The sequence below is a fragment of the Shewanella sp. UCD-KL12 genome (assembly GCF_001957125.1).
In the GTDB taxonomy this organism is placed as follows: Bacteria; Pseudomonadota; Gammaproteobacteria; order Enterobacterales; family Shewanellaceae; genus Shewanella.
Genome location: NZ_MPHJ01000010.1, coordinates 56975 through 76933, shown reverse-complemented (window position 1 = coordinate 76933; position 19959 = coordinate 56975). Strand labels below are relative to the sequence as shown.

Sequence of the window (19959 nt, the reverse complement as noted above, 5' to 3'; positions counted from 1 at the left end):
CCTCCACCTTGTTGTTAACCAGTTCGTAACTTCGTATTATCCTTTTGTGGTCATAAGTATAACCTTGATGTTGGCTGCTTAAGGAATTGAATTGTTATGAAAATACTCTCAAGTAAATCTACTTTTTTGGGCATAATTGCGCTATTACTCTTCTCTCATGCATCTGCGAATGCAGCTAGCAATATACGTTGCCTATACTCCACGCCTACCACTAAACAAAATATTGATATTGAGATCGCTGAGTGTAGTTACCTGCACAAGTTTTCATTTGGAGAAAGTGTCCCAAGCTTATCTTGGTATCCCGTTTTTAATCTAGGTACCCAGATAACCGATAACGATAATGGCCTGATGCTTGGGGCTGGTGGAGGCTTTGGCTGGCAGGCCATTTTTGATATTGAGATATTTATTGAGGGAGGGATGTATTGGCTAGAGGAGTATGAATACGGCATACAGGGCCTTGCTTATAAAGATTACGGTGGGCCCTGGCAGTATTTTGGTAAGTTAGGTGCGGGTTATCATTTTACTGATCATTGGTCGATGGGGTATGCATATCTGCACGTCTCAAATGGTGGGGAATATGACATCAACCCTTCATTCGATGGTCACAGTGTATACCTGCAATATCAGTTTTAGTTGAGTCGTTGCTGAGTTGACTGTGTAGGCGAACGACTATCGTTCGCCTAGCAAAACACAAAAAAGTTAGATGCTACAAACATCTTTGCTGGTATGAAGTTCTTCGAGCTTAGCATGAGCTTTTGCGGCGCTGAAATGCGCTTTTGAATGCTCTCTTGCAATCTTTTCGCTATTTTTCTTGGCTCTTCTTCAATGTGCTTAAGCTTCCATAATACCTTGTGATAGTAGATCACCTTCTTACGTTTAAGCGTGAGCTTTCCGGTTGGATTCGTGCAGAGGGTTTTATGATAAAAATCCAGTTCTCGTCTTCCTTTGACTAACCTTGGGAAGTTTTCTGTATCTAATTTATTATCAACAAAATCGAGGACGATTTTTTTTAGTAAACCAAGGTCTCTTAAGGTACGAGCTATTCGATGGCCTACTCCTGAAATCTTGAGTTTATGGACTTCGCAGCGAAAGCGTTGCATATGCAGACGATCAGCTTTAAATAGGGGATCGTAGATAATCGTCAGTGGTGTTTTACACTCTGCACCATCATTGTTGTACCCACAGTATTGTGTTGCCTTTTCAGCTTTTAGCACTTTTGGATCCCAAGGAGCGACTTTTGCTGAATAAGAGCTTAAAGGCATCATAAGTAGGGCTCTATCTAACTTTAAAGTATTAGCGTGTAAGGCGACCGCAAACCCCCCCCTACTAACCCCATAGCCTATTCGTTCAGAGAAATCGGTAAGATTAGAGCCAAGATATTTAACAAAGTTCTGCAACTCGATAGAGCGATAATATTCATCTTTGCCTATATGAGTAAATGAGATGATGTTTTTATGCTGTTTAGTAAAAAAGTTATAACTCCAAGGAGCTGTCCCTTCACGTGCCTCTTGCTCTGTGAGCCCATCAGAGCCGGGCGGGAAAGTGATCACTACTGGTTCATTGATATTGAGCAGTCGATATTGAACGATCACATTGCCTATGCGTTGGCGGACAGTCTTATGGAAAGTTAGCAAAATACAGCCTTGGTTATGGATGATGAACGCATCAAATTTTGATATCTAGAGCATCGCTTGATATCTCTGTGGCTTATTGTATTTTTAAGTGCGCCTTAAAATCTTTGATGGATTTGAATGAGTGAGATCTAGGTCTCACTTTATCTTCGCCTTGTTAAGGTTATGTATTTTATGGTTTTTGTGAGGTTTTTCTCTTGTTCTTTTAATGCTTACTAAAGGTTTTTGGTTTGAGTGTTGAAGGTTGCGTTGACGTGTTGTTAGTTACTTTTTTTAACGTACGTATCGTAAATTCTAGGGGATGATTAAGTTATAGTGACTCGGCCCATGGGGATTCACACTTTTTCGACATCACTTGTGCTAATTCGATAGGGCCGTTCAGTTTTTAACTAGATTAATTTTGTGGAAGCATAAATCTAGAGACATAAAAAAAGGAGCCTTAGGCTCCTTTTTTTATGATCAAATCGCTTTTATTAAGCGGTATTAGCTCTCTTTAGAGGCGTTACCCTTACGATGTGACTTTCTATCGCCTGATGGGCGACGATCGCTTGAAGAGCGACGTGGGCGACGTGCTGGACGGCTATCACCAGTAGGGATTTCAGCGCCTTCAGCTTCGCGGATATTCAATGGTCTGCCACATACACGCACCTTTTTAAGGTGTTGTAATACATCTTTTGGCATACCATCTGGAAGATCAATTGCAGTAACTTGATCAAACAGTTGGATCTGACCGATGTAGCGGCTGTCGATGTTAGCTTCGTTAGCAACTGCGCCTACGATATTACCAACGCCAACACCGTTATCACGTCCTACATCTATGATGTAACGACACATCTTAACGTCTGGGTTGTCTTTAAGTGAGTCAGCCTTACCTAGGTCAGTAGGAGTTGGGCGAGAGTCACGACGTGGACGATCACCACGGTCACGAGAGTTACGGTCATTACGATCGCGTGAATTGCGATCATCACGATTGTCACGCTGACGCTCATGGATAGATGGTAACTGTAGTGGACGGTCTTTCTGTACCTGCTGTAGAAGTGCTGCAGCAAGGATATCGGTATCAACTTCTAGTTGCTGACAAAGTTGTGCAACTGCACCCTTCATGAAATCTAAAGAGTCTTTAGCGATAATGTCAGACACTTGCTCACCTAGGCGAGATAGACGACGTTCAGTCACTGTCTCTGGGCTAGGTACATCCATTGGCGAGATGCGGCTCTTAGTTGCACGTTCGATAGTGCGTAGCATACGCATCTCTCTGTGTGTAACGAAAAGGATCGCCATACCAGTACGGCCAGCACGACCTGTACGGCCGATACGGTGAACGTAAGCTTCAGTATCATATGGGATATCGTAGTTTACTACGTGTCCGATACGCTCAACATCAAGACCACGGGCCGCAACGTCAGTAGCAATGATGATATCTAGCTTGCCACGCTTAAGTTGGTCAACTGCGCGCTCACGGGCTTGTTGGTTCATATCACCGTGTAGTGGTGATGAAGCGTAGCCACGTGCTTCTAGCTTTTCAGCCAGTTCAACACAGCTGTTACGAGTACGAACGAAGATAATAATACCTTCAGTCTTCTCAACTTCTAGAACACGTACAAGTGCTTCTAGTTTGTTGTGTTGTGAAACTTGTACAAAACGCTGTTCGATGGTTTCAACAGTCGTTGTTGTTGCAGCAATTTTAACGTGTACTGGCTCAGCCAAGTACTTGTTAGCTACACGCTTAATCTGCTCAGGCATAGTTGCTGAGAATAGTGCTAGCTGACGCTGCTTAGGTGTGTGCTCAAGGATCCATTCGATATCATCGATGAAACCCATTTTTAGCATCTCATCGGCTTCATCAAGCACCATAGCTTTAAGCGATTCTAGCTTAAGCGTACCGCGGCGCATATGATCCATAACTCGGCCTGGAGTACCCACGATGATCTGTGGTCCACGACGCAAGGCATTCAGTTGCTGATGCATGCTCTGTCCGCCGTAAATTGGCAGTACGTGTAGGCCCTTCATGAATTTTGCGTAGCTGCCGAACGCTTCAGCAACCTGAACAGCAAGTTCACGTGTAGGTGCAAGCACTAAAATTTGAGGTGCATTAGTTGTAGGATCAATGCTGTTTAGTAGAGGCAGTGCGAAAGCACCTGTTTTACCTGTACCAGTTTGAGCTTGACCTAAAATATCTTTACCGGCCATGAGAGGATCGATACTCGCGGCCTGAATAGGAGTTGGTTTTTCGTAGCCGAGCTCGTCAAGAGCACGCAACAAAGGCTCGGCAAGACCGAGTTCGCGGAAAGTTTGTTCATTGGATGACATGGGTTGTAGCCTTGTGGTATAGCAGAGAGGCAAAGGCCTCTGGGTTTAAAGACAGAAAATCAACCCCGTGTCGACTTCCCGCACCGAAAAACTTATCAGTAAGCCGATTATTATAGCAGGGTGCAAATGGTATTACCAATTAATAATGGCTATTGAGCTGTGTTATATGAAAAAACCTAAGCAAATACTAAGCCAATTAATAAGTTAGGTGATTAAAAAATAATTTTAAGAGATAGTTTTCAGTGTTTTTTTAGCTTTAAGCTGTCAATTATCAGTAGTTGATAGGCCGATTCGCTCACAGCGGCCAGAAAATTAAGATCGATCTTTTCTGCTGTGTCAGTTTGGGAGTGGTAGTCCCTGTGTGGTGCTACGCCAAAGTAGAGCCAGGGGATGCCAGCCTTATGGATTGGGTAGTGATCTGATGCTCTGAGCCAATCGACCTTTTGAATACTTCTTCCAACTGGTCTTGGGTGTTTAGTCTTGATGCATAAGCCAGATACATCGGCTAATTGTGATTTTATCTCATCGAAATGTTGAAAATTTTTCCCACCCACTAAATAGATCACATAAGGACGACCTGGCCGGCCAATCATATCCATATTGATCGCAAGCTCTATTTGAGCAATTTGCGGATTTGTGCCCGATTCATTGAGCTTATCAGTTAAGGCATAGCCACCAAACAGCCCAGGTTCTTCAGCATCTGTGGCAACAAAGAGGTAATTAATTGGCTCACTGGTGCCCGCTTTTGCATCTAGTGATAGTTGATTCGCAAGCTGCAGTAAGGCGGCAACACCTGAAGCATTATCGTCGGCACCGGGATAGATCCGGCTTCCTTTTATGCCTAAATGATCGTAATGGGCTATCACCAGTCGCCATTTATCTGATGCTTCCTCTGCGGGTAGCACTCCAACCATATTGATGCCTTCATGCTCACTGAAGCCAAGTTGGTAATCAAAAGGCATGCCGTACTCAGCTTGCCATGGTTTAAGGCCAATCTCTTTATACCTTTTTGCAATAAACTGCCTGGTTTTTTCTGCGCCAGCTGTACCGGTTTTTCTTCCTTGAAACACGCGAGAGCTGAGTATAGTTAGATCTTCTTGAAGTTTATCTGTTGTAGCCCAGTTTAATGATAATTGAGAGCGGCAGGTTGGGGAGTTGCTTGTGTTTAGCTGGCTGCAAGCAGATACAAGCTGAGCAAGTAGCAATAGAGCCATGAGTCTGCATAGTGGTTTTATGCTGAACGAGTTAACGCATTTTTGAGGGATTGGATCCATCCGGCACCTTTCAATACGAGCTTTTATCTGTTTAAAGTATCTAACTTAGTTGCAATATTCGACAACTATTTATGTCTACATCTATTTCTTTCGGAAACTGATAGTGACAGCTACTTCTATCAAACGGCTACTTATACCCGAGTCTCATATCTTTCATCAGACTTTATTCATCAGGCTCTATTCAACAGGGATTCAATATATAGAGTTACAGTGCGCTCCTCTCATCAGGCCCTCTATTCTCCGTTCCCCAGCTGGTATTACTCAGTGCTATTTACTGCAGCCTCTCCTGAGATGACCATGGCTTCTTTTTGTGAACTCTTATCGGAGTAATAATCTGAACTTGGCTTAGCTTCAGAGATAACTGATTTGAATTTGTACTCTTCAACACCTGACACTAACCGAGATTTAGCCGCGACTTTAATCTCGCTATTGGGCGTTAAGTTACCTTTATCGAGTACGGTGACACGTCCATTGGGTAGGGTGATCGTGCTCGATTGGGCATCGCTTGTGATCACCTTAGCTTCGAATCGATGACACGCGCCGAATAGTGGGTCAATAACGGTAATAACAAGTAAGCCAAAGCTGGTTGCTAAAGCAAGTGTTAGCAGAATATTTTTCAATGTGAACATAAGCGAGCGTGGTATTTCTCTATCTGTTATAAATCTTAAAGTAAGCCCAAGCTATTGAAGCTTGGGCTTATTAATAGTCGATAGACTAGTTTAACAGATGATTTTACAGCAAAGGCTTAAGAAAGCGAGCAGTATGAGAGTCAGGGTGCTGAGCCACTTCCTCTGGTGTGCCACTGACTAAAATCGTTCCCCCACCAGAGCCGCCTTCAGGCCCTAAGTCGATGATCCAATCTGCAGTTTTTATCACATCTAAGTTATGCTCAATCACCACTATGGTATTGCCGTGGGATTTTAGTCGATGTAAGACATCTAGTAGTAACTGAATATCGGCAAAGTGCAGACCCGTTGTTGGTTCGTCGAGTATATAGAGGGTTTGACCTGTATCGCGCTTCGATAGCTCTTTAGCCAATTTTACTCGCTGTGCTTCACCGCCCGATAGAGTCGTTGCACTCTGTCCTAGCCCAATATATGACAAGCCAACTTCCATTAGCATCTGTAGCTTACGCGCGATTGCCGGTACTGCATCAAAGAACCCTCGGGCTTCCTCTACAGTCATCGACAATACTTCGTGGATGCTCTTACCTTTATATCTAATCTCTAAGGTTTCACGGTTATAGCGTTTACTCTTACAGCTGTCACAAGGAACATAGACATCGGGCAGGAAATGCATCTCAACTTTAATTAAGCCATCCCCCTGACAGGCCTCGCAGCGTCCGCCTTTAACGTTAAAGGAGAAGCGGCCAGGTTTATACCCTCGAGCACGAGACTCATGAGTTGCTGCAAACAGTTCACGAATAGGAGTGAAGATGCCGGTATAGGTTGCAGGGTTTGAGCGCGGCGTTCGGCCAATCGGGCTCTGATCGATATCGACCACCTTGTCACAATGATCCATGCCCTTAATACTTTCATAGGGGGCTGGCTCATCCACCGTGGCGCCGTTAAGTTGCCTGTGAGCGATTTTGTAGAAGGTGTCGTTGATCAATGTCGACTTACCTGAACCTGAAACGCCGGTGACACAGGTAAATAGGCCAACAGGAATCGTCAGGTCAACATCTTTTAGGTTGTTACCACTGGCGCCAAATAGCTCGATAAGTTTGTCGCCATCGTACTCGACTCTATCTTCAGTGATGTGGATCTGCTTAGTACCAGAAAGGTACTGACCTGTGATTGATGATTCACACTTGAGAATATCATCAAGGGTACCGTCGCAGATCACTTCGCCACCATGAACACCAGCACCTGGCCCGATATCGATAACGTGATCAGCCATTTTTATCGCATCTTCATCATGTTCAACTACGATAACCGTATTGCCAAGATCGCGAAGGTGTATCAAGGTCTGCAATAAGCGCTCGTTATCTCTTTGGTGTAAACCAATAGAAGGCTCATCGAGAACATACATCACACCTACCAAGCCTGCACCGATTTGACTTGCCAATCTAATGCGCTGCGCTTCACCACCCGATAGTGTATCTGCAGAGCGAGATAAACTGAGGTAGTTTAGGCCGACGTTGACTAAGAACCCGAGTCTGTCTCGTACCTCTTTAAGGATTTTTTCGGCGATCTGAGCTTTCTGCCCCGTAAGCTCTAACTGACTAAAGTAATCCATCGCTTCACCGATAGACCACTCAGTGAGTACAGGAAGGTTGAGATCTTTAATGAAGACGTTTCTTGCCTCTTCACGCAGACGTGAACCGCCACAGCTTTGACAAGATTGAGTGTTGATGAATTTTGCTAGCTCTTCACGGACTGCATTAGACTCAGTTTCTCGATAGCGGCGATCCATATTATTTAGGATGCCTTCAAACGGGTGGTTACGCGCCACGACATCGCCGCGATCATTAATATATTTAAAGGCGATGCTCTCTTTGCCTGAGCCATAAAGCACCAGCTTTTGAACCTTGTCGGTAAGCGACTGGAAAGGCGCTTCAACGTCAAACTTATAGTGTTCGGCCAGTGATGTGAGCATTTGAAAGTAGTAAAAATTACGTCTGTCCCAGCCACGTATAGCTCCGCCAGCGAGTGACAGTTCACCGTTAGTGATCACGCGGTCAGCATCGAAAAACTGCTGTACACCCAAACCATCACAGGTGCCACAAGCACCTGCTGGGTTGTTAAATGAGAAAATGCGCGGTTCAAGCTCTGCCATCGAATAGCCACATTTAGGGCAGGCAAAGTTAGCTGAAAATAGCAGTTCTTCAGATTGATTTTTTTTGTCGCTATCCATGCTGGCGACGGTGGCAATACCACCAGAAAGCTCTAGGGCAGTTTCAAATGACTCAGCAAGGCGTTGCTGAATATCATCTCGTACTTTAAATCGGTCGACGACAACTTCAATGGTGTGTTTTACATGTAGTTCTAATTCCGGTGGATCGGTCAGATCACAGACATCACCATCGATACGGGCACGAATGAAACCTTGAGCGGCCAAGCTATCGAGTAGTTTTACATGTTCACCTTTTCGGTTATTGACCACAGGAGCGAGCAACATCTGACGGCTGCCTTCAGGTAGCTCAATCACTTTATCAACCATCTGGCTGACGGTCTGTGCAGCTAATGGCTGGCCATGGGTTGGACAGCGAGGTTCACCGACTCGAGCAAATAGTAGTCGCAGATAATCATAGATCTCAGTGATGGTGCCGACCGTAGATCTTGGATTATGAGATGTCGATTTTTGTTCAATCGAGATAGCGGGACTCAGACCTTCAATTAAGTCGACGTCAGGCTTCTCCATTAAGCTTAAAAATTGGCGAGCATAGGCTGATAATGATTCAACATAGCGCCTCTGCCCTTCAGCATAGAGTGTGTCGAAGGCGAGAGAGGATTTCCCTGAACCTGAAAGGCCGGTGATCACAATCAACTTATCTCTAGGTATGGTTAAGTCGATGTTTTTGAGGTTGTGGGTACGAGCGCCACGTACTTCAATTTTGTCCATCTGTCTCTCTATTGCCGAATAAAAAAGAGATCGATTATCGCACAAAAATGGATAAAAGCAGAGTAGCTTTAACTATGAAATATGAGAGTGTTCGTAAACTCACTTCGAGGTCGTTCGCTGGCTCACTGCGAGAACGCTGCGCTACGAGAGCGGGAACCCGTTCCCTTCGAGTTCGTCAAAAAGGTGAATATAGTGAAGCCATGAGCTCATGAGCGAGAGTCATGGATGACGAACTGCCTAAGTAAATGGATTTACACTGGCTGCGAGATAAAAGAATAATTGTGTCCTCGTAGCAGCTTTGCTGCGTTCTCAAAGGGCGAAGCCCGAACTCGGAGTGACTAAGTCACGTTCTCGTCGCTGTTCTTCAGCGCCCTTAAAGGGCTAAGTCACACTTTCGCAATCTCGAAGCTGCATTCAGTTAGCTGCTTTGCGCTTGTAAACTTCTTCGTGATAACATGCGCGACTTATTTATGAATTCAGATCAGGGCGGAACATGGCCAATAACGGACTCTCAAAGACTGAGAAAAAAGTCGCGTTTTCTTTAGCCAGTGTATTTGGTTTACGCATGATGGGCTTGTTTATGATCATGCCCGTTTTTGCACTTTATGGACAACATTTAGAAGGCTTTTCACCACTTTGGGTGGGTATTGCTATTGGTGCATACGGTCTGACTCAAGCTGCGTTGCAGATCCCAATGGGGATTTTGTCGGATAAGTATGGCCGTAAGCCTATTATTCTTATCGGCTTGCTGATGTTTGCTTTTGGTAGCTTAGTTGCTGCCAATGCTGACACGATTTATGGTGTCGTTGCCGGTCGTGCACTGCAAGGGATGGGCGCCATAGCAGCGGCAGTTCTTGCTTTAGCAGCTGATTTAACACGTGATGAACAGCGCACAAAGGTGATGGCAATTATAGGCATGTGTATCGGATTCTCCTTTGCACTTTCACTGCTTGTTGGCCCGATTGTCGCTCAGCATCTTGGTTTATCTGGGCTTTTTGCTATGACGGCCGGCCTTGCTGTACTTGGCATGGTGATCGTTCAGGTTTTAGTGCCTAATCCCATATCACAGGCGCCAAAGGGTGATACGGTGGCAACGCCGACTAAGCTCAAAGCCATGTTAAAAGACCCTCAACTATTTAGACTCGACGCTGGTATCTTCATTCTCCACTTAGTTTTGACTGCCGTTTTTGTGGCATTACCTTTGGATCTGGTTGATGCAGGGCTAGTCAAGGAGAAGCACTGGATGCTTTATTTCCCTGCTTTTATTGCTGCCTTTTTCTTGATGGTGCCGCTTATTATTGTGGGCGTGAAGAAGAAAAATACCAAAGCGACCTTCCAAATAGCCTTGATGATTATGATGGTTGCACTTGGCGCAATGGCAATGTTTGCCAACAATTTAGTGGTGCTTAGTATTGCAGTGGTACTCTTCTTTACCGGGTTTAACTATTTAGAGGCTTCACTGCCAAGCTTGATTGCTAAGTTCTGTCCTGTTGGTGATAAAGGCTCTGCAATGGGCGTTTACTCAACGAGCCAGTTTCTCGGGGCTTTCTGTGGTGGTTTATTAGGCGGTGGCGCTTACCAACTTGTTGGGGCTGAAGGCGTGTTTGCGGTCGCATTAGGCTTGATGGTCATATGGTTATTTTTGACACTTGGCATGGAAAATCCAGTACTACTGAAGAGCTATACCCTTGAAGCTGCAGTAGAAGGTAAGGAGCAGGCGCGAGTTATGGCTACAGAGCTTTCACAGTTAACAGGTGTAGCAGAAGCGATTGTCGTTTTAGAAGAGAAAGTCGCATATTTAAAAGTTGATGAGCATTTCGATTTAAGAGAAGCGCGAGCTGTGTTAGGCTCTGTCAGCTAACTCGTTTGTTCGATGTTTTTTTACTCGAATTGAACGCAGAATTTATCGTAATTTTGAAAGAGAATCTCAGGAGATTTCAATGGCCAGTCGTGGTGTCAATAAGGTAATTTTGGTCGGTAACTTAGGGAAAGACCCTGAAGTTCGTTACATGCCAAATGGCAATGCCGTAGCCAACTTTACAGTGGCGACGAGTGAGTCTTGGAAAGACCAACAGGGTCAACCACAAGAGCGCACTGAGTGGCACAACATCGTCATGTACCGTCGCTTAGCTGAAGTAGCTGGTGAGTACCTGAAGAAAGGCTCAAAAGTCTATATCGAAGGCAAGCTACAAACAAGCAAGTGGCAAGATCAAAGCACGGGTCAAGATCGTTATAAGACTGAGATCAATGCTAACGAGATGCAGATGCTTGATAGCCGTGGTCAAGGTGGCGGTCAACAAGGTGGTTATGGTCAGCAACAGGGCCAGCAGCAACAGTCAGGTGGTTACGGTCAGCAGGCGCCTCAACAGCGTCAGCAAGCACCTCAGCAAGGCGGTTACAACCAGCAGAATGCTCAGCAACAAGCCCCACAGCAAGGTGGCTACCAGAATGCTCAGCAAGGTGGTCAACAGCAACAGGCTGCACCACAGCAGGCTCCTGCTTATGCACCTAAGCCTCAAGCTGCGCCACAGCAAGCAGCACCAAAAGCGGCTCCGCAGCAGCGTCCTGCACCTACGCCGCAACAGCAGCCACAAGGTCAACAGCCTCAACAGAACTTCACGCCAGATCTTGATGATGGCTGGGATGACGATATCCCGTTCTAGCAGACAGTCTATTTAAAACTGTAAAGTTAAAGCTAAAACCATATATAAACCCAGCATAAATGCTGGGTTTTTTATTAATCTGTTTGTGGTTTTAGTTCTGGTTTTAGTTCTGGTTTTAGTTCTGGTTTTAGTTCTGGTTTTGGCACTAGTGCTTATGGCCACTTGTTGACTGACTTGGTATGTAGGGTTTATCAACGCCTGTGGCAACCTCTAGTTGAGTCACTATCTGATTAAACTCACCGGTTATCTCACGCATCTGAGCTTGGACTATTTGGCTGGTTTGTCTAAGAGTGGCAGGCATATTCTTAAGGTATTTCTTACCAGTTTTTGTTTGGTAAAAAGCCGCGATATCTTTAAGCTCCTGCTCGCTATAAGTATCGGTATAAAGCGTGATAAATTTGGGCTGCACTTGCTCCCAGTTCAGGCGTTTTTTAGCTAAGTCGAAGGCTTTTTCTCTGTATTGGGTTTCTATTTCTCTATGCTCCTTTTTTAAGGGCATATCTTTAACCATATGAGCGAAACTGGCTTTAAGCTGATACATAGCCTGAGGAATAACATCTTGGGCATAGGTGGCATCCAATACTGCTTGTGCCGCAGCTTGGTGCGAGGTTTGCTCTGCATGAACAGCGCTGCTGAAGGCTGGTACTAGGGCGAATGCTAGGGCTAGCTTTAGGGAGGTAGGGCCGAGTAATTTCATGACAACTCCAGGTAAGGAGCCTAGTACTGCCCTTGGCGGGAAGTGCTAGGCTCCTTTATTAGTTACTTCAGGTCTGCTTGTATTGCGATACCTGAACTTGTGATTTCACTTTCAAGGGTGATGTAGTACCAACCTTCGCTTGGATTGGTGACAGTGAATGTTTCACTGGTACTGTTAGCGTTAGTCGATGAGGCTGAGTTAGACTGGGCACTCGGCCAGCTAGTACCGCCATATAGGCTAACATCGCCAGTGCCATGCGCTGTGCTCACCGTTAGCTCACTGCTTCCAGCATCAACCCACATGCTGTAGTAGTTCATGCCATCAGCACTACAAACAGCTTCGCCAGAGGTTAAACGACCATCACTAACCGCGCCTTGAGTTTGGCAAGCGTTAGCAATGTTTCCGCCATTAGGAGGAGTTACTGGTGGCGTGGTTGCGCCGCCAATACTGACATTGATAGTTGCACCGCTATACTCACTGTCGGTATCAACCACTATGTAACGCCAGCCGCGATTGGCAGTGACTTGAATCGACTCTTCATTACCTGCATTGGTAGAGCGCGCTTGGGCATTACCACTATCGGCCCAAGTATCGGCATTGTAATACAGGCTAGCATCACCAGTGCCACCTGAGGTGGTAATGGTTAACTGAGTATTATCTTCTTCGACATATACATAAAAGCTACTTCTACCGCCGCTGATACACTCATCTTTACCGAATGTCAGCTGGCCATAACTCATGGTTGCCGCGCCGCAATCAGGTGCTGGATCTGGGTTTGGATTAGGGTTGGTTCCGCCACCTTGTGCAGGGTCAGGCTCGGCAAATACCTCAGTGGTACTTACCAGTAGATCCGCACCGCCAAACTCACCCGATAGCGTCAGGTAGTGCCAGTATTCATTTGGATTGAGGGTAACCTGAATCACTTCATGATTGCCGTTACCTATGCCAAAACCTTCATTGCTCTCGCCGCTCGCCCAGCCTGTGCTGCTGAAGTAAATATCTGCATCACCCCAACCACCGCCTGTTTTAATCCAAAGTGTTTGGTTGCTTCCGTCTACGTTAGCAAAGGCAAAGCTTGCTCTACCGTTTTGTGAGTCAATACACTCCATAGGTTGATCGATAACAAGCGATGTATCTGGTGTATAGCGGAAAGCTTCGCTGGTAACGGTACAAGGTGAATAGTCTTTACTTATGGTCGATACAGGTCCCGTCCAGTTGCCTTCAGTGCCACTTGCCAAAGCAGCCGCATCAGATGGGCCATGATCAACGATACCGTTATCGACGCTGCTTAAGCCACTGGTTAGCCAGCCTGCCCACTCGTTGTCATAACGTGTGCCGATACCGTCCATAAAGGCTTGGTATTCTGTGTATTGATCGTTTCTTAGGAAAGCTAAGATCTGATCCACATCGGTTTTATGATTCTCAAACATAAAGCGTACAGCTAGGTAGCCCCAGCGATAGATACGGTCTTGGCCTGAGTTATAGTTATTTTTGAATATCGTTGATAATGGGAACTCACCCGTTTCACCCATAGTTATCGCAGAAGTATTTGCATCACGATATGAGATGTACTCCGCTAAACCTTCAATCCACCAGATAGTGTCGGCAGAGATCCCGCGGCTAAAGTCACCCTGTAGGTTGTAGCGACCATCAAGGTAGTGCACATACTCATGTTGTAGGTTCCAGATATGAAAATCAGGCTGACGCCATTCAGCTTCATAGGCGATAAACCTTGCTTGGTTTTTGAGGCCAGCAGGTGAGCCCTCTAAGTACATACCACCGTTATTGGTTGCTATGCCGAAGAAGGTACCAGCATAGGACTGATAGTCGCTTGAGCTATCGAAGACAATCAGCTCCAACGCACTATTGTTATCATTGGCAACTGGCGTATTGTTGGTGGCGAGCTTACTGTGGAAGTATACCTCTTGACCGCCAAGTACATCACAGGCCCAAGTTGCTTGGTCTCGATACATGCTTTGTGCCCGCATGGTGAGGGTATCTGAACACTTCCAGTTGAAGGCTAAGGTTTCAGCTTCTAGTTGTGCCTTAAATCCGCAGATATCGTAGTAGTTACAGTTGCTGCGGTCATAGTAATCAGCCATTTCTGCGGCTGCCATCCAGACAACTTTTGAGGCGTCATTTTTACTGCTGCTGTCTAGAATTGCTTTCACTAACGTGGTGACTCGGCTCTTCATCTCAGGGATATGATAGAGGCGAGAAAGCTCACGGACCCCATTAGTCAGTACATATTCTGCATCAGTACCGACTAAGTGGCGGTTAGCTAGTTGAAAGTTATTGAGGCTATCTAAAATGCTTTGATCGGTAGCAAATAGTGCCTTCATTGGCTCATCCCACTGAGCGCGAAACAGTGTGGTGAAGATAGAGTTCGCTGCGGCGTTCATGCCCCAGTTAACTTCCCAGCTTGCATCATAACGACTAAGCACTTCTTTAGTGATGTGGTTAAAATCAGCACCTAGCCCCATTGAATCAATCAGGATCAGTGTCTCCTTTAGCACACCAGAGTTTTCGGTTGAGACAGTCCAGATATTGCTGTTATTGAATAAGCCTGTTATCTGAGTTTTTACATCTGACTTCACTGCACTTGAATAGGCTGGTACATCATTTGGGCTATAGAATTGCACATAAAGTGCGGCTCGCTGGAAGTAGATAAGCGACTCTATACCTGTGGTATCTACGCCGGTATAGCTTGGCGCGCGATCGCGCACTGCTGCGGCTACGGTGCGCATATTAGACTCACTGAAAAGCGCCGTGGCATCCGCGCCTTTTAGGTTATACAGAGGGCTGACGCACTGGGGATCTGAACTTGCAAGCTCAGTGACAAGTGCATTACCGCTAAGGCCTATAAATGCACTGCAACCTGTCGCTGCTTGTGGGCCCACATTGCCAATAGGCCCTGGGGCTGATTGTGCCTGTGTTGATTGTGACCAAGGTGAGCTTGTTTGTATTGAGGGGAGTGAAGCATTATTGCTTAGGCTCTCCACATTTGCTTGTGCGCCATAGCTTGTTGCCAAGCTTAGGGCTACGACCAGAGTTTTAAGTTTCATGGGGTCTCCATTACTGTTGATTGCTCCCGAGTCTGTTTGACTGGGAGATAACTGTCTGCTGAGCAGATCTTGTTGGTGTTATAGAAATGAAAGAAGTGACCACATGCATGACAGCTAACTACGCAACACTTATCTCAGGTGTTCGTGTAACATGAATGTAACAATATATAAATGAGATATAATATACAATATAAAGTTGTTCGTTTTTGTTGTTCTTGAGCGGATTAAATAGCAAATACCCATGATAGTTGTCTGATTTTAAACCGCTTTGTCTTGCTGGTTTTTTTATCACTTTATTTTGAAATTCAGGTTTTTTTTGCTGATAAGCGCTAACTGATAGCCAAAAATTGAGTGCCTTTTTGTTGTAAATAGATTGAACCTGATCACTTAGGCGTGTATCAATATTGAATACTCAAGCTAATATGAAACTCGTCATGACTAAGTCCCCACTCCCCGCAAATTTTCTACATGTTGATTACCCTGAAGTCGGCGACACTAAGGTGATGTGCCTTAAACACTCACCAATACCTAAAGTGGCTAAAGGTCAGCTTATGATAAGAGTGGCTTATGCTGGAGTGAATGGTCCTGATATTGCGCAGCGAAAGGGGCTTTATCCCGCGCCTAAGGGAGCCAGTCCTATTTTAGGTTTAGAGGTGGCTGGTGAAGTCTGTGCCCTAGGCGATGAAGTGACTCAGTGGCAATTAGGAGACAAAGTGACCGCACTAGTGCCTGGCGGAGGATATGGTGAGTATGTGACGACCCACGCCGCTCACTGTTTACCTGTCCCCGAAGGCTGGACGCTTGCTCAAGCTGCTGCAATCCCTGAGACCTTCTTTACGGTATGGGGAAACCTATTTGTGCGCGCTGGCTTAAAAGCGGGTGAAACGGTATTAATTCATGGTGGGTCTGGGGGGATTGGCAGTGCAGCGACTGTGCTGGCAAAAGCATTTGGTGCCAAGGTGATAACAACATCTGCAAACAGTGATAAATCTGCTTACTGCCGTAGCCTGGGAGCGGATCTTGCCCTTAACTACAATGATGATTTTGTGGGAGCTGTGATGGCATTTACAGAGGGCAAAGGCGTGGAGCTGGTTTTTGATATGGCTGGTGGCGACTTTATCAATCAAAATCTCAAAGTGTTGGCACTAGATGGTCGCATGGTTTCGGTGGCGATGCAGCGCGGTGCTAAAGCTCAAGTTGATATTTTTCGACTGATGGCAAAAAGAATTACCTGGACTGGCTCGACCCTCAGACCACAGAGTATTGCAGCGAAAGCAAGTATTGCTCAGGAGTTACACTGCAAAGTATGGCCTCTACTCAATACTCCTTGTACAGACAACAAGCTCGTGCCCAATATTTTTGCGCAGTTCCCGCTCACTGAAGTTTGTCAGGCGCATGAGTTGATGGAATCGGGAGCGCATAGAGGCAAGATAGTACTGTCACTATCAAAGTCATAAGCGCTTATTGGCTGACATCTTTTTGTCATCTTGTTAGTTCACAGTAATGCCAATCGGTAATATACAAGTTGCTATGGGTATTAAAAGTCAGCCTTAAACTGGAATGCTAGCGCGTACAGTGAAAACACTTTTTTTAGCTGAAAAACTTGAATAACTGATTCTATCTACTAAATTCGATATTAGCTGAGGTATTAAAATTTTGTATCGTCCTGAAACAAAAAACTTAGATATCTCTTTATAATCTCAGGTAAATGTTGAGTAGTTATTTACCAAAATTAAACTTAATAGGCAGGAAAGGTCAGTACTAACTCTAGTTACTCGTTACTTCCCTCCTGTATGTGTTGATTTAAGGGTATTAGCATATATGTATAACACGACTAAAACTTCACTTTGGTATGGTGAGCTGAGAACGGCCCGTGGCAACGCTATTGTCATTCATGATAAAGCATTTCCTGAAGCTCAAGAGGGGCGTATCTACCTCTATAATGCAGTCAAAGACTCTATTATCGAGTATGCAGAGAATATAGTCGCCGGGAACTTACATGACCTAGATAAGGAAACGGTAAAAGCCGCCGAGGACACCTATGGGGCTGCGTGGAATTCGGCGCGTTCTGAGTTTATGGAGAAGCATCAGGGCTGGGTTGAGGCGAATGCAACCAAGCATAAACCGTTAATCTCTAAAGCTAAGGCTAAAGTGAGTGATGAGGTTGATAGTGAGCCAGGTACCGATGGTGACGATAGAGAGTTTGCTAACGGTTGGTCGGGTGGTGTTGAAGAGTAATAGGTCGTTTATTTCGAATTGATGAAATTAGAGCCTAGGGACTTATACGCTAAACGTTAGCACCTAGGCTTACTGGTTTAAAATGCCTCAAATTGATAGCGGCTAATATGATGATAAACATCACCTGGTGCTATCCAAGGATCTGCTGCAAGTGTTGGCTGGTTAGCCCCGTCGGGTAACTGCTGAGGTTCGATGCATACAGCTTGATGCTGCTTTAAAACCTGTCCACCTTTCCCCTTCGTTCCCTGTAGAAAGTTCGCGCCGTAGATCTGTACACTTGGCTGGTTAGTGTAAAGCGTCATACTCCTGCCAGATTCTGGTGCATAAAGACGACCAAATCGCGCTAACTCAGCACCTGATGTTCCTGTTAGGTAGCAGTTATCAATACCGGATGTACATGCGAGCGGTGGCTGATGTTGAAAATCAGCAAAGCGCTTTGCTTGTCTAAGATCTAGCAAGGAGCCTTTGGCATCTGTGGTATCTGTGGGAATGCCTGTTTCATCAAGCTTGAGGAGTTGAGTGCTATCTATCTGTAGCTGGTGGTTACCATTACTTGTCGATTGGCTTCCCTCTAAGTTGAAATAGCTATGCTGAGTCAGGCTAATGGGACACGCTTTATCGACTGCGGCAAAGATCTCCATGTAAAGGTTGTTGCCGACAAGGCGGTAATCGAGTTGGACATTACATTGCCCTGGAAAGCCCATATCGCCATCTGGACTCACCAAATTGAGCCGTACACCATCAGAAAGCTGCCCCATATGCCAGTGTTTCTGATTGAAGCCCTTACTGCCACCATGTAAGCAGTTACCCGCTTGGTTGATATCTAAATGGTACTCTTTGCCATCAATTCCCATCTTGCCCTTAGCGACTCTATTTGCATATCTTCCTGCAATAGCACCAAGGTGCGCTTGTTGTTCAAGATAATCTTCTAAACTGTCACAGCCAAGTACGATATTAGCCCGCTCTTGTTTACGATCTGGTGTCCATAATGAGCGTATGATCCCCCCTAAGCTAATGACCTCCATGGCGATAATGCCATTATCTATGATGACACGCTCAACTTGACCTCCACGGGGATCAGTCCAAGGAGCTAATGGGCGAAAACGTACCATGGGGAGGTCCTTAAAATTATTGAAGTAAATTACAGGGATATAACACGAGTTTGTGACCAAGCGATCCTAGGCCCTAAAGCCTAGGGTCAAATAGCGTTAATAAACGTCCTCATCGACACGCGTCGCGCCAGCACTCGCAGAGCAGAGATAGACAGTGGCTTCCAAACCCGTTTTCTTGGCGTATTGGCACTCTATAGCCTCAACCACTGCATCGGTTAGCTCATGGTCAACAAGGGCAACGATACAACCGCCAAATCCTCCTCCAGTCATTCGAACGCCACCGCGCATGCCAATTACTTCAGATACTATCTCTACTAAGGTATCTATCTCAGGGACTGTGATCTCAAAGTCATCTCGCATTGAGGCGTGTGACTGAGCCATTAATTCGCTTAACTTAGGAATATTGCCAGCTTCAAGGGCATGGGAGGCATTTTGAGTACGTCTATTTTCGCTAAGTACATGACGGGCACGTCTATAACAGACATCAGACAACTCAGATTTGGCCGCTTCTAATTGAGGTAATTCGACATGCCTTAGGCTTTCTACACCGAAGTGCTGTGCAACCTCTTCACACTGCTCGCGTCTCAAGTTGTACTCAGAGTCGACTAAGCCACGCTGCACATTAGAGTTGACGATGATCAGGCTTAAGTTTTCTGGGATATGTACCGGTTCGCTGTAGAGGTCTTCACAGTCGATAAGTAGGGCGTGATCTTGCTCGCCAAGTGCGCTGATCATCTGATCCATAATGCCGCAAGCACAACCAACATATTGGTTTTCGCCACGCTGTGCCATCTGAGCTACTGCGAGTGGTGAAAGTCGTAGTTGGCTGCAGTCATTGACTGCCGTACCAAAGGCTATTTCGAGCGCGGCAGAGGAGGAGAGTCCTGCACCTAGTGGAACATTACCAACAACAGAGATATCTAAGCCTCGTGCGAGTAGTCCTGCTGCGGCCATGGCAGCTGTAAAGCCTTTCAAGTAATTGACCCAGCCATCATCTGGTGTCATTACCCCTTCTTCACCAAAAGCCCACTGCTTTATCTCTCCAGGGAACGCATCAGATACGGCGCGATAAATATTATCATCGCGCCTTTTTACGGCGATAATGGTATGAAAATTAATGGCTGCTGGTAGTACAAAGCCATCGTTATAATCAGTATGCTCGCCGATCAAATTTACTCGGCCTGGTGCCAAGTAAAGATCGTCAGCTGTTGTGCCAAAGGTTTGCACAAATAGTTTGTTCGCGCGCTGTGCGGGATTCGACATGCTTTAAAGCTTCCCTTATAAAATGATTGCTCAAACCTGCTTTGCAGGGGACTTTTACCAGTACTTGATGACTGTTTGTTTTTGATTTTTTGACTATGTTTGACAAAAAATTATAGTGAACTAATTGTGTAATAAAATATTA

14 protein-coding genes are annotated in these 19959 nt (G+C 45.5%); 5 read left to right on the top strand and 9 right to left on the bottom strand.

Features of this window, described 5'->3' with window-relative positions:
* The first annotated feature begins 96 nt into the window (after positions 1-96).
* Positions 97-633: an acyloxyacyl hydrolase gene (locus BM736_RS16970; protein ID WP_076414336.1), complete on the top strand. Its 537-nt coding sequence runs from the start codon at positions 97-99 to the stop codon at positions 631-633.
* Between the two features lie 47 nt (positions 634-680).
* Here the strand turns inward: BM736_RS16970 and BM736_RS16965 are convergent, their stop codons facing one another.
* From BM736_RS16965 to uvrA, 5 genes are all read right to left on the bottom strand, one after another.
* The gene (locus BM736_RS16965; protein WP_076414334.1) at positions 681-1634 is read right to left on the bottom strand and encodes a hypothetical protein; all 954 of its coding nucleotides are present in this window, start codon (positions 1632-1634) and stop codon (positions 681-683) included.
* Positions 1635-2114: 480 nt separating this feature from the next.
* Positions 2115-3941, bottom strand: a complete 1827-nt coding sequence (locus tag BM736_RS16960; RefSeq protein ID WP_076414332.1) for a DEAD/DEAH box helicase — start codon at positions 3939-3941, stop codon at positions 2115-2117.
* A gap of 239 nt (positions 3942-4180) precedes the next feature.
* Positions 4181-5155: a M28 family peptidase gene (locus tag BM736_RS16955; protein WP_076414331.1), complete on the bottom strand. Its 975-nt coding sequence runs from the start codon at positions 5153-5155 to the stop codon at positions 4181-4183.
* Between the two features lie 317 nt (positions 5156-5472).
* Positions 5473-5844: a hypothetical protein gene (locus tag BM736_RS16950; RefSeq protein ID WP_076414329.1), complete on the bottom strand. Its 372-nt coding sequence runs from the start codon at positions 5842-5844 to the stop codon at positions 5473-5475.
* Between the two features lie 103 nt (positions 5845-5947).
* Positions 5948-8779 carry an excinuclease ABC subunit UvrA gene (gene uvrA / locus BM736_RS16945; protein WP_076414327.1) on the bottom strand — a complete coding sequence of 944 codons (2832 nt, stop codon included), beginning with the start codon at positions 8777-8779 and terminating at the stop codon, positions 5948-5950.
* Positions 8780-9272: 493 nt separating this feature from the next.
* Here uvrA and BM736_RS16940 point away from each other — a divergent pair, with 493 nt between their 5' ends.
* Both BM736_RS16940 and BM736_RS16935 read left to right on the top strand, forming a co-directional pair.
* On the top strand, positions 9273-10640 hold the full coding sequence (locus BM736_RS16940; protein ID WP_076414325.1) for an MFS transporter: 1368 nt from the start codon (positions 9273-9275) through the stop codon (positions 10638-10640).
* Between the two features lie 79 nt (positions 10641-10719).
* Positions 10720-11442, top strand: a complete 723-nt coding sequence (locus BM736_RS16935) for a single-stranded DNA-binding protein (protein ID WP_076414323.1) — start codon at positions 10720-10722, stop codon at positions 11440-11442.
* Positions 11443-11587: 145 nt separating this feature from the next.
* On the opposite strand, the gene BM736_RS16930 is transcribed toward BM736_RS16935, so the two are convergent.
* Together BM736_RS16930 and BM736_RS16925 are read right to left on the bottom strand one after the other, a co-directional pair.
* Entirely contained in the window at positions 11588-12139 is a 552-nt protein-coding gene (locus BM736_RS16930) for a DUF2059 domain-containing protein (RefSeq protein ID WP_076414321.1), read from the bottom strand.
* 62 nt (positions 12140-12201) lie between these two features.
* Positions 12202-15204 carry a M9 family metallopeptidase gene (locus BM736_RS16925; RefSeq protein WP_076414319.1) on the bottom strand — a complete coding sequence of 1001 codons (3003 nt, stop codon included), beginning with the start codon at positions 15202-15204 and terminating at the stop codon, positions 12202-12204.
* A gap of 434 nt (positions 15205-15638) precedes the next feature.
* Between BM736_RS16925 and BM736_RS16920 the strand changes: the two genes are divergently transcribed.
* Together BM736_RS16920 and BM736_RS16915 are read left to right on the top strand one after the other, a co-directional pair.
* Positions 15639-16661 (top strand): NAD(P)H-quinone oxidoreductase, encoded by a 1023-nt coding sequence (locus BM736_RS16920; RefSeq protein ID WP_076414452.1) that lies wholly within the window; start codon positions 15639-15641, stop codon positions 16659-16661.
* A gap of 364 nt (positions 16662-17025) precedes the next feature.
* Complete coding sequence (locus tag BM736_RS16915) at positions 17026-17442, top strand: hypothetical protein (RefSeq protein ID WP_076414317.1); 417 nt, start codon at positions 17026-17028, stop codon at positions 17440-17442.
* 77 nt (positions 17443-17519) lie between these two features.
* Here the strand turns inward: BM736_RS16915 and BM736_RS16910 are convergent, their stop codons facing one another.
* Together BM736_RS16910 and galK are read right to left on the bottom strand one after the other, a co-directional pair.
* Entirely contained in the window at positions 17520-18554 is a 1035-nt protein-coding gene (locus BM736_RS16910; protein WP_076414315.1) for an aldose epimerase family protein, read from the bottom strand.
* Between the two features lie 96 nt (positions 18555-18650).
* Positions 18651-19817: a galactokinase gene (gene galK / locus BM736_RS16905; RefSeq protein WP_076414313.1), complete on the bottom strand. Its 1167-nt coding sequence runs from the start codon at positions 19815-19817 to the stop codon at positions 18651-18653.
* Positions 19818-19959: the final 142 nt, after the last annotated feature.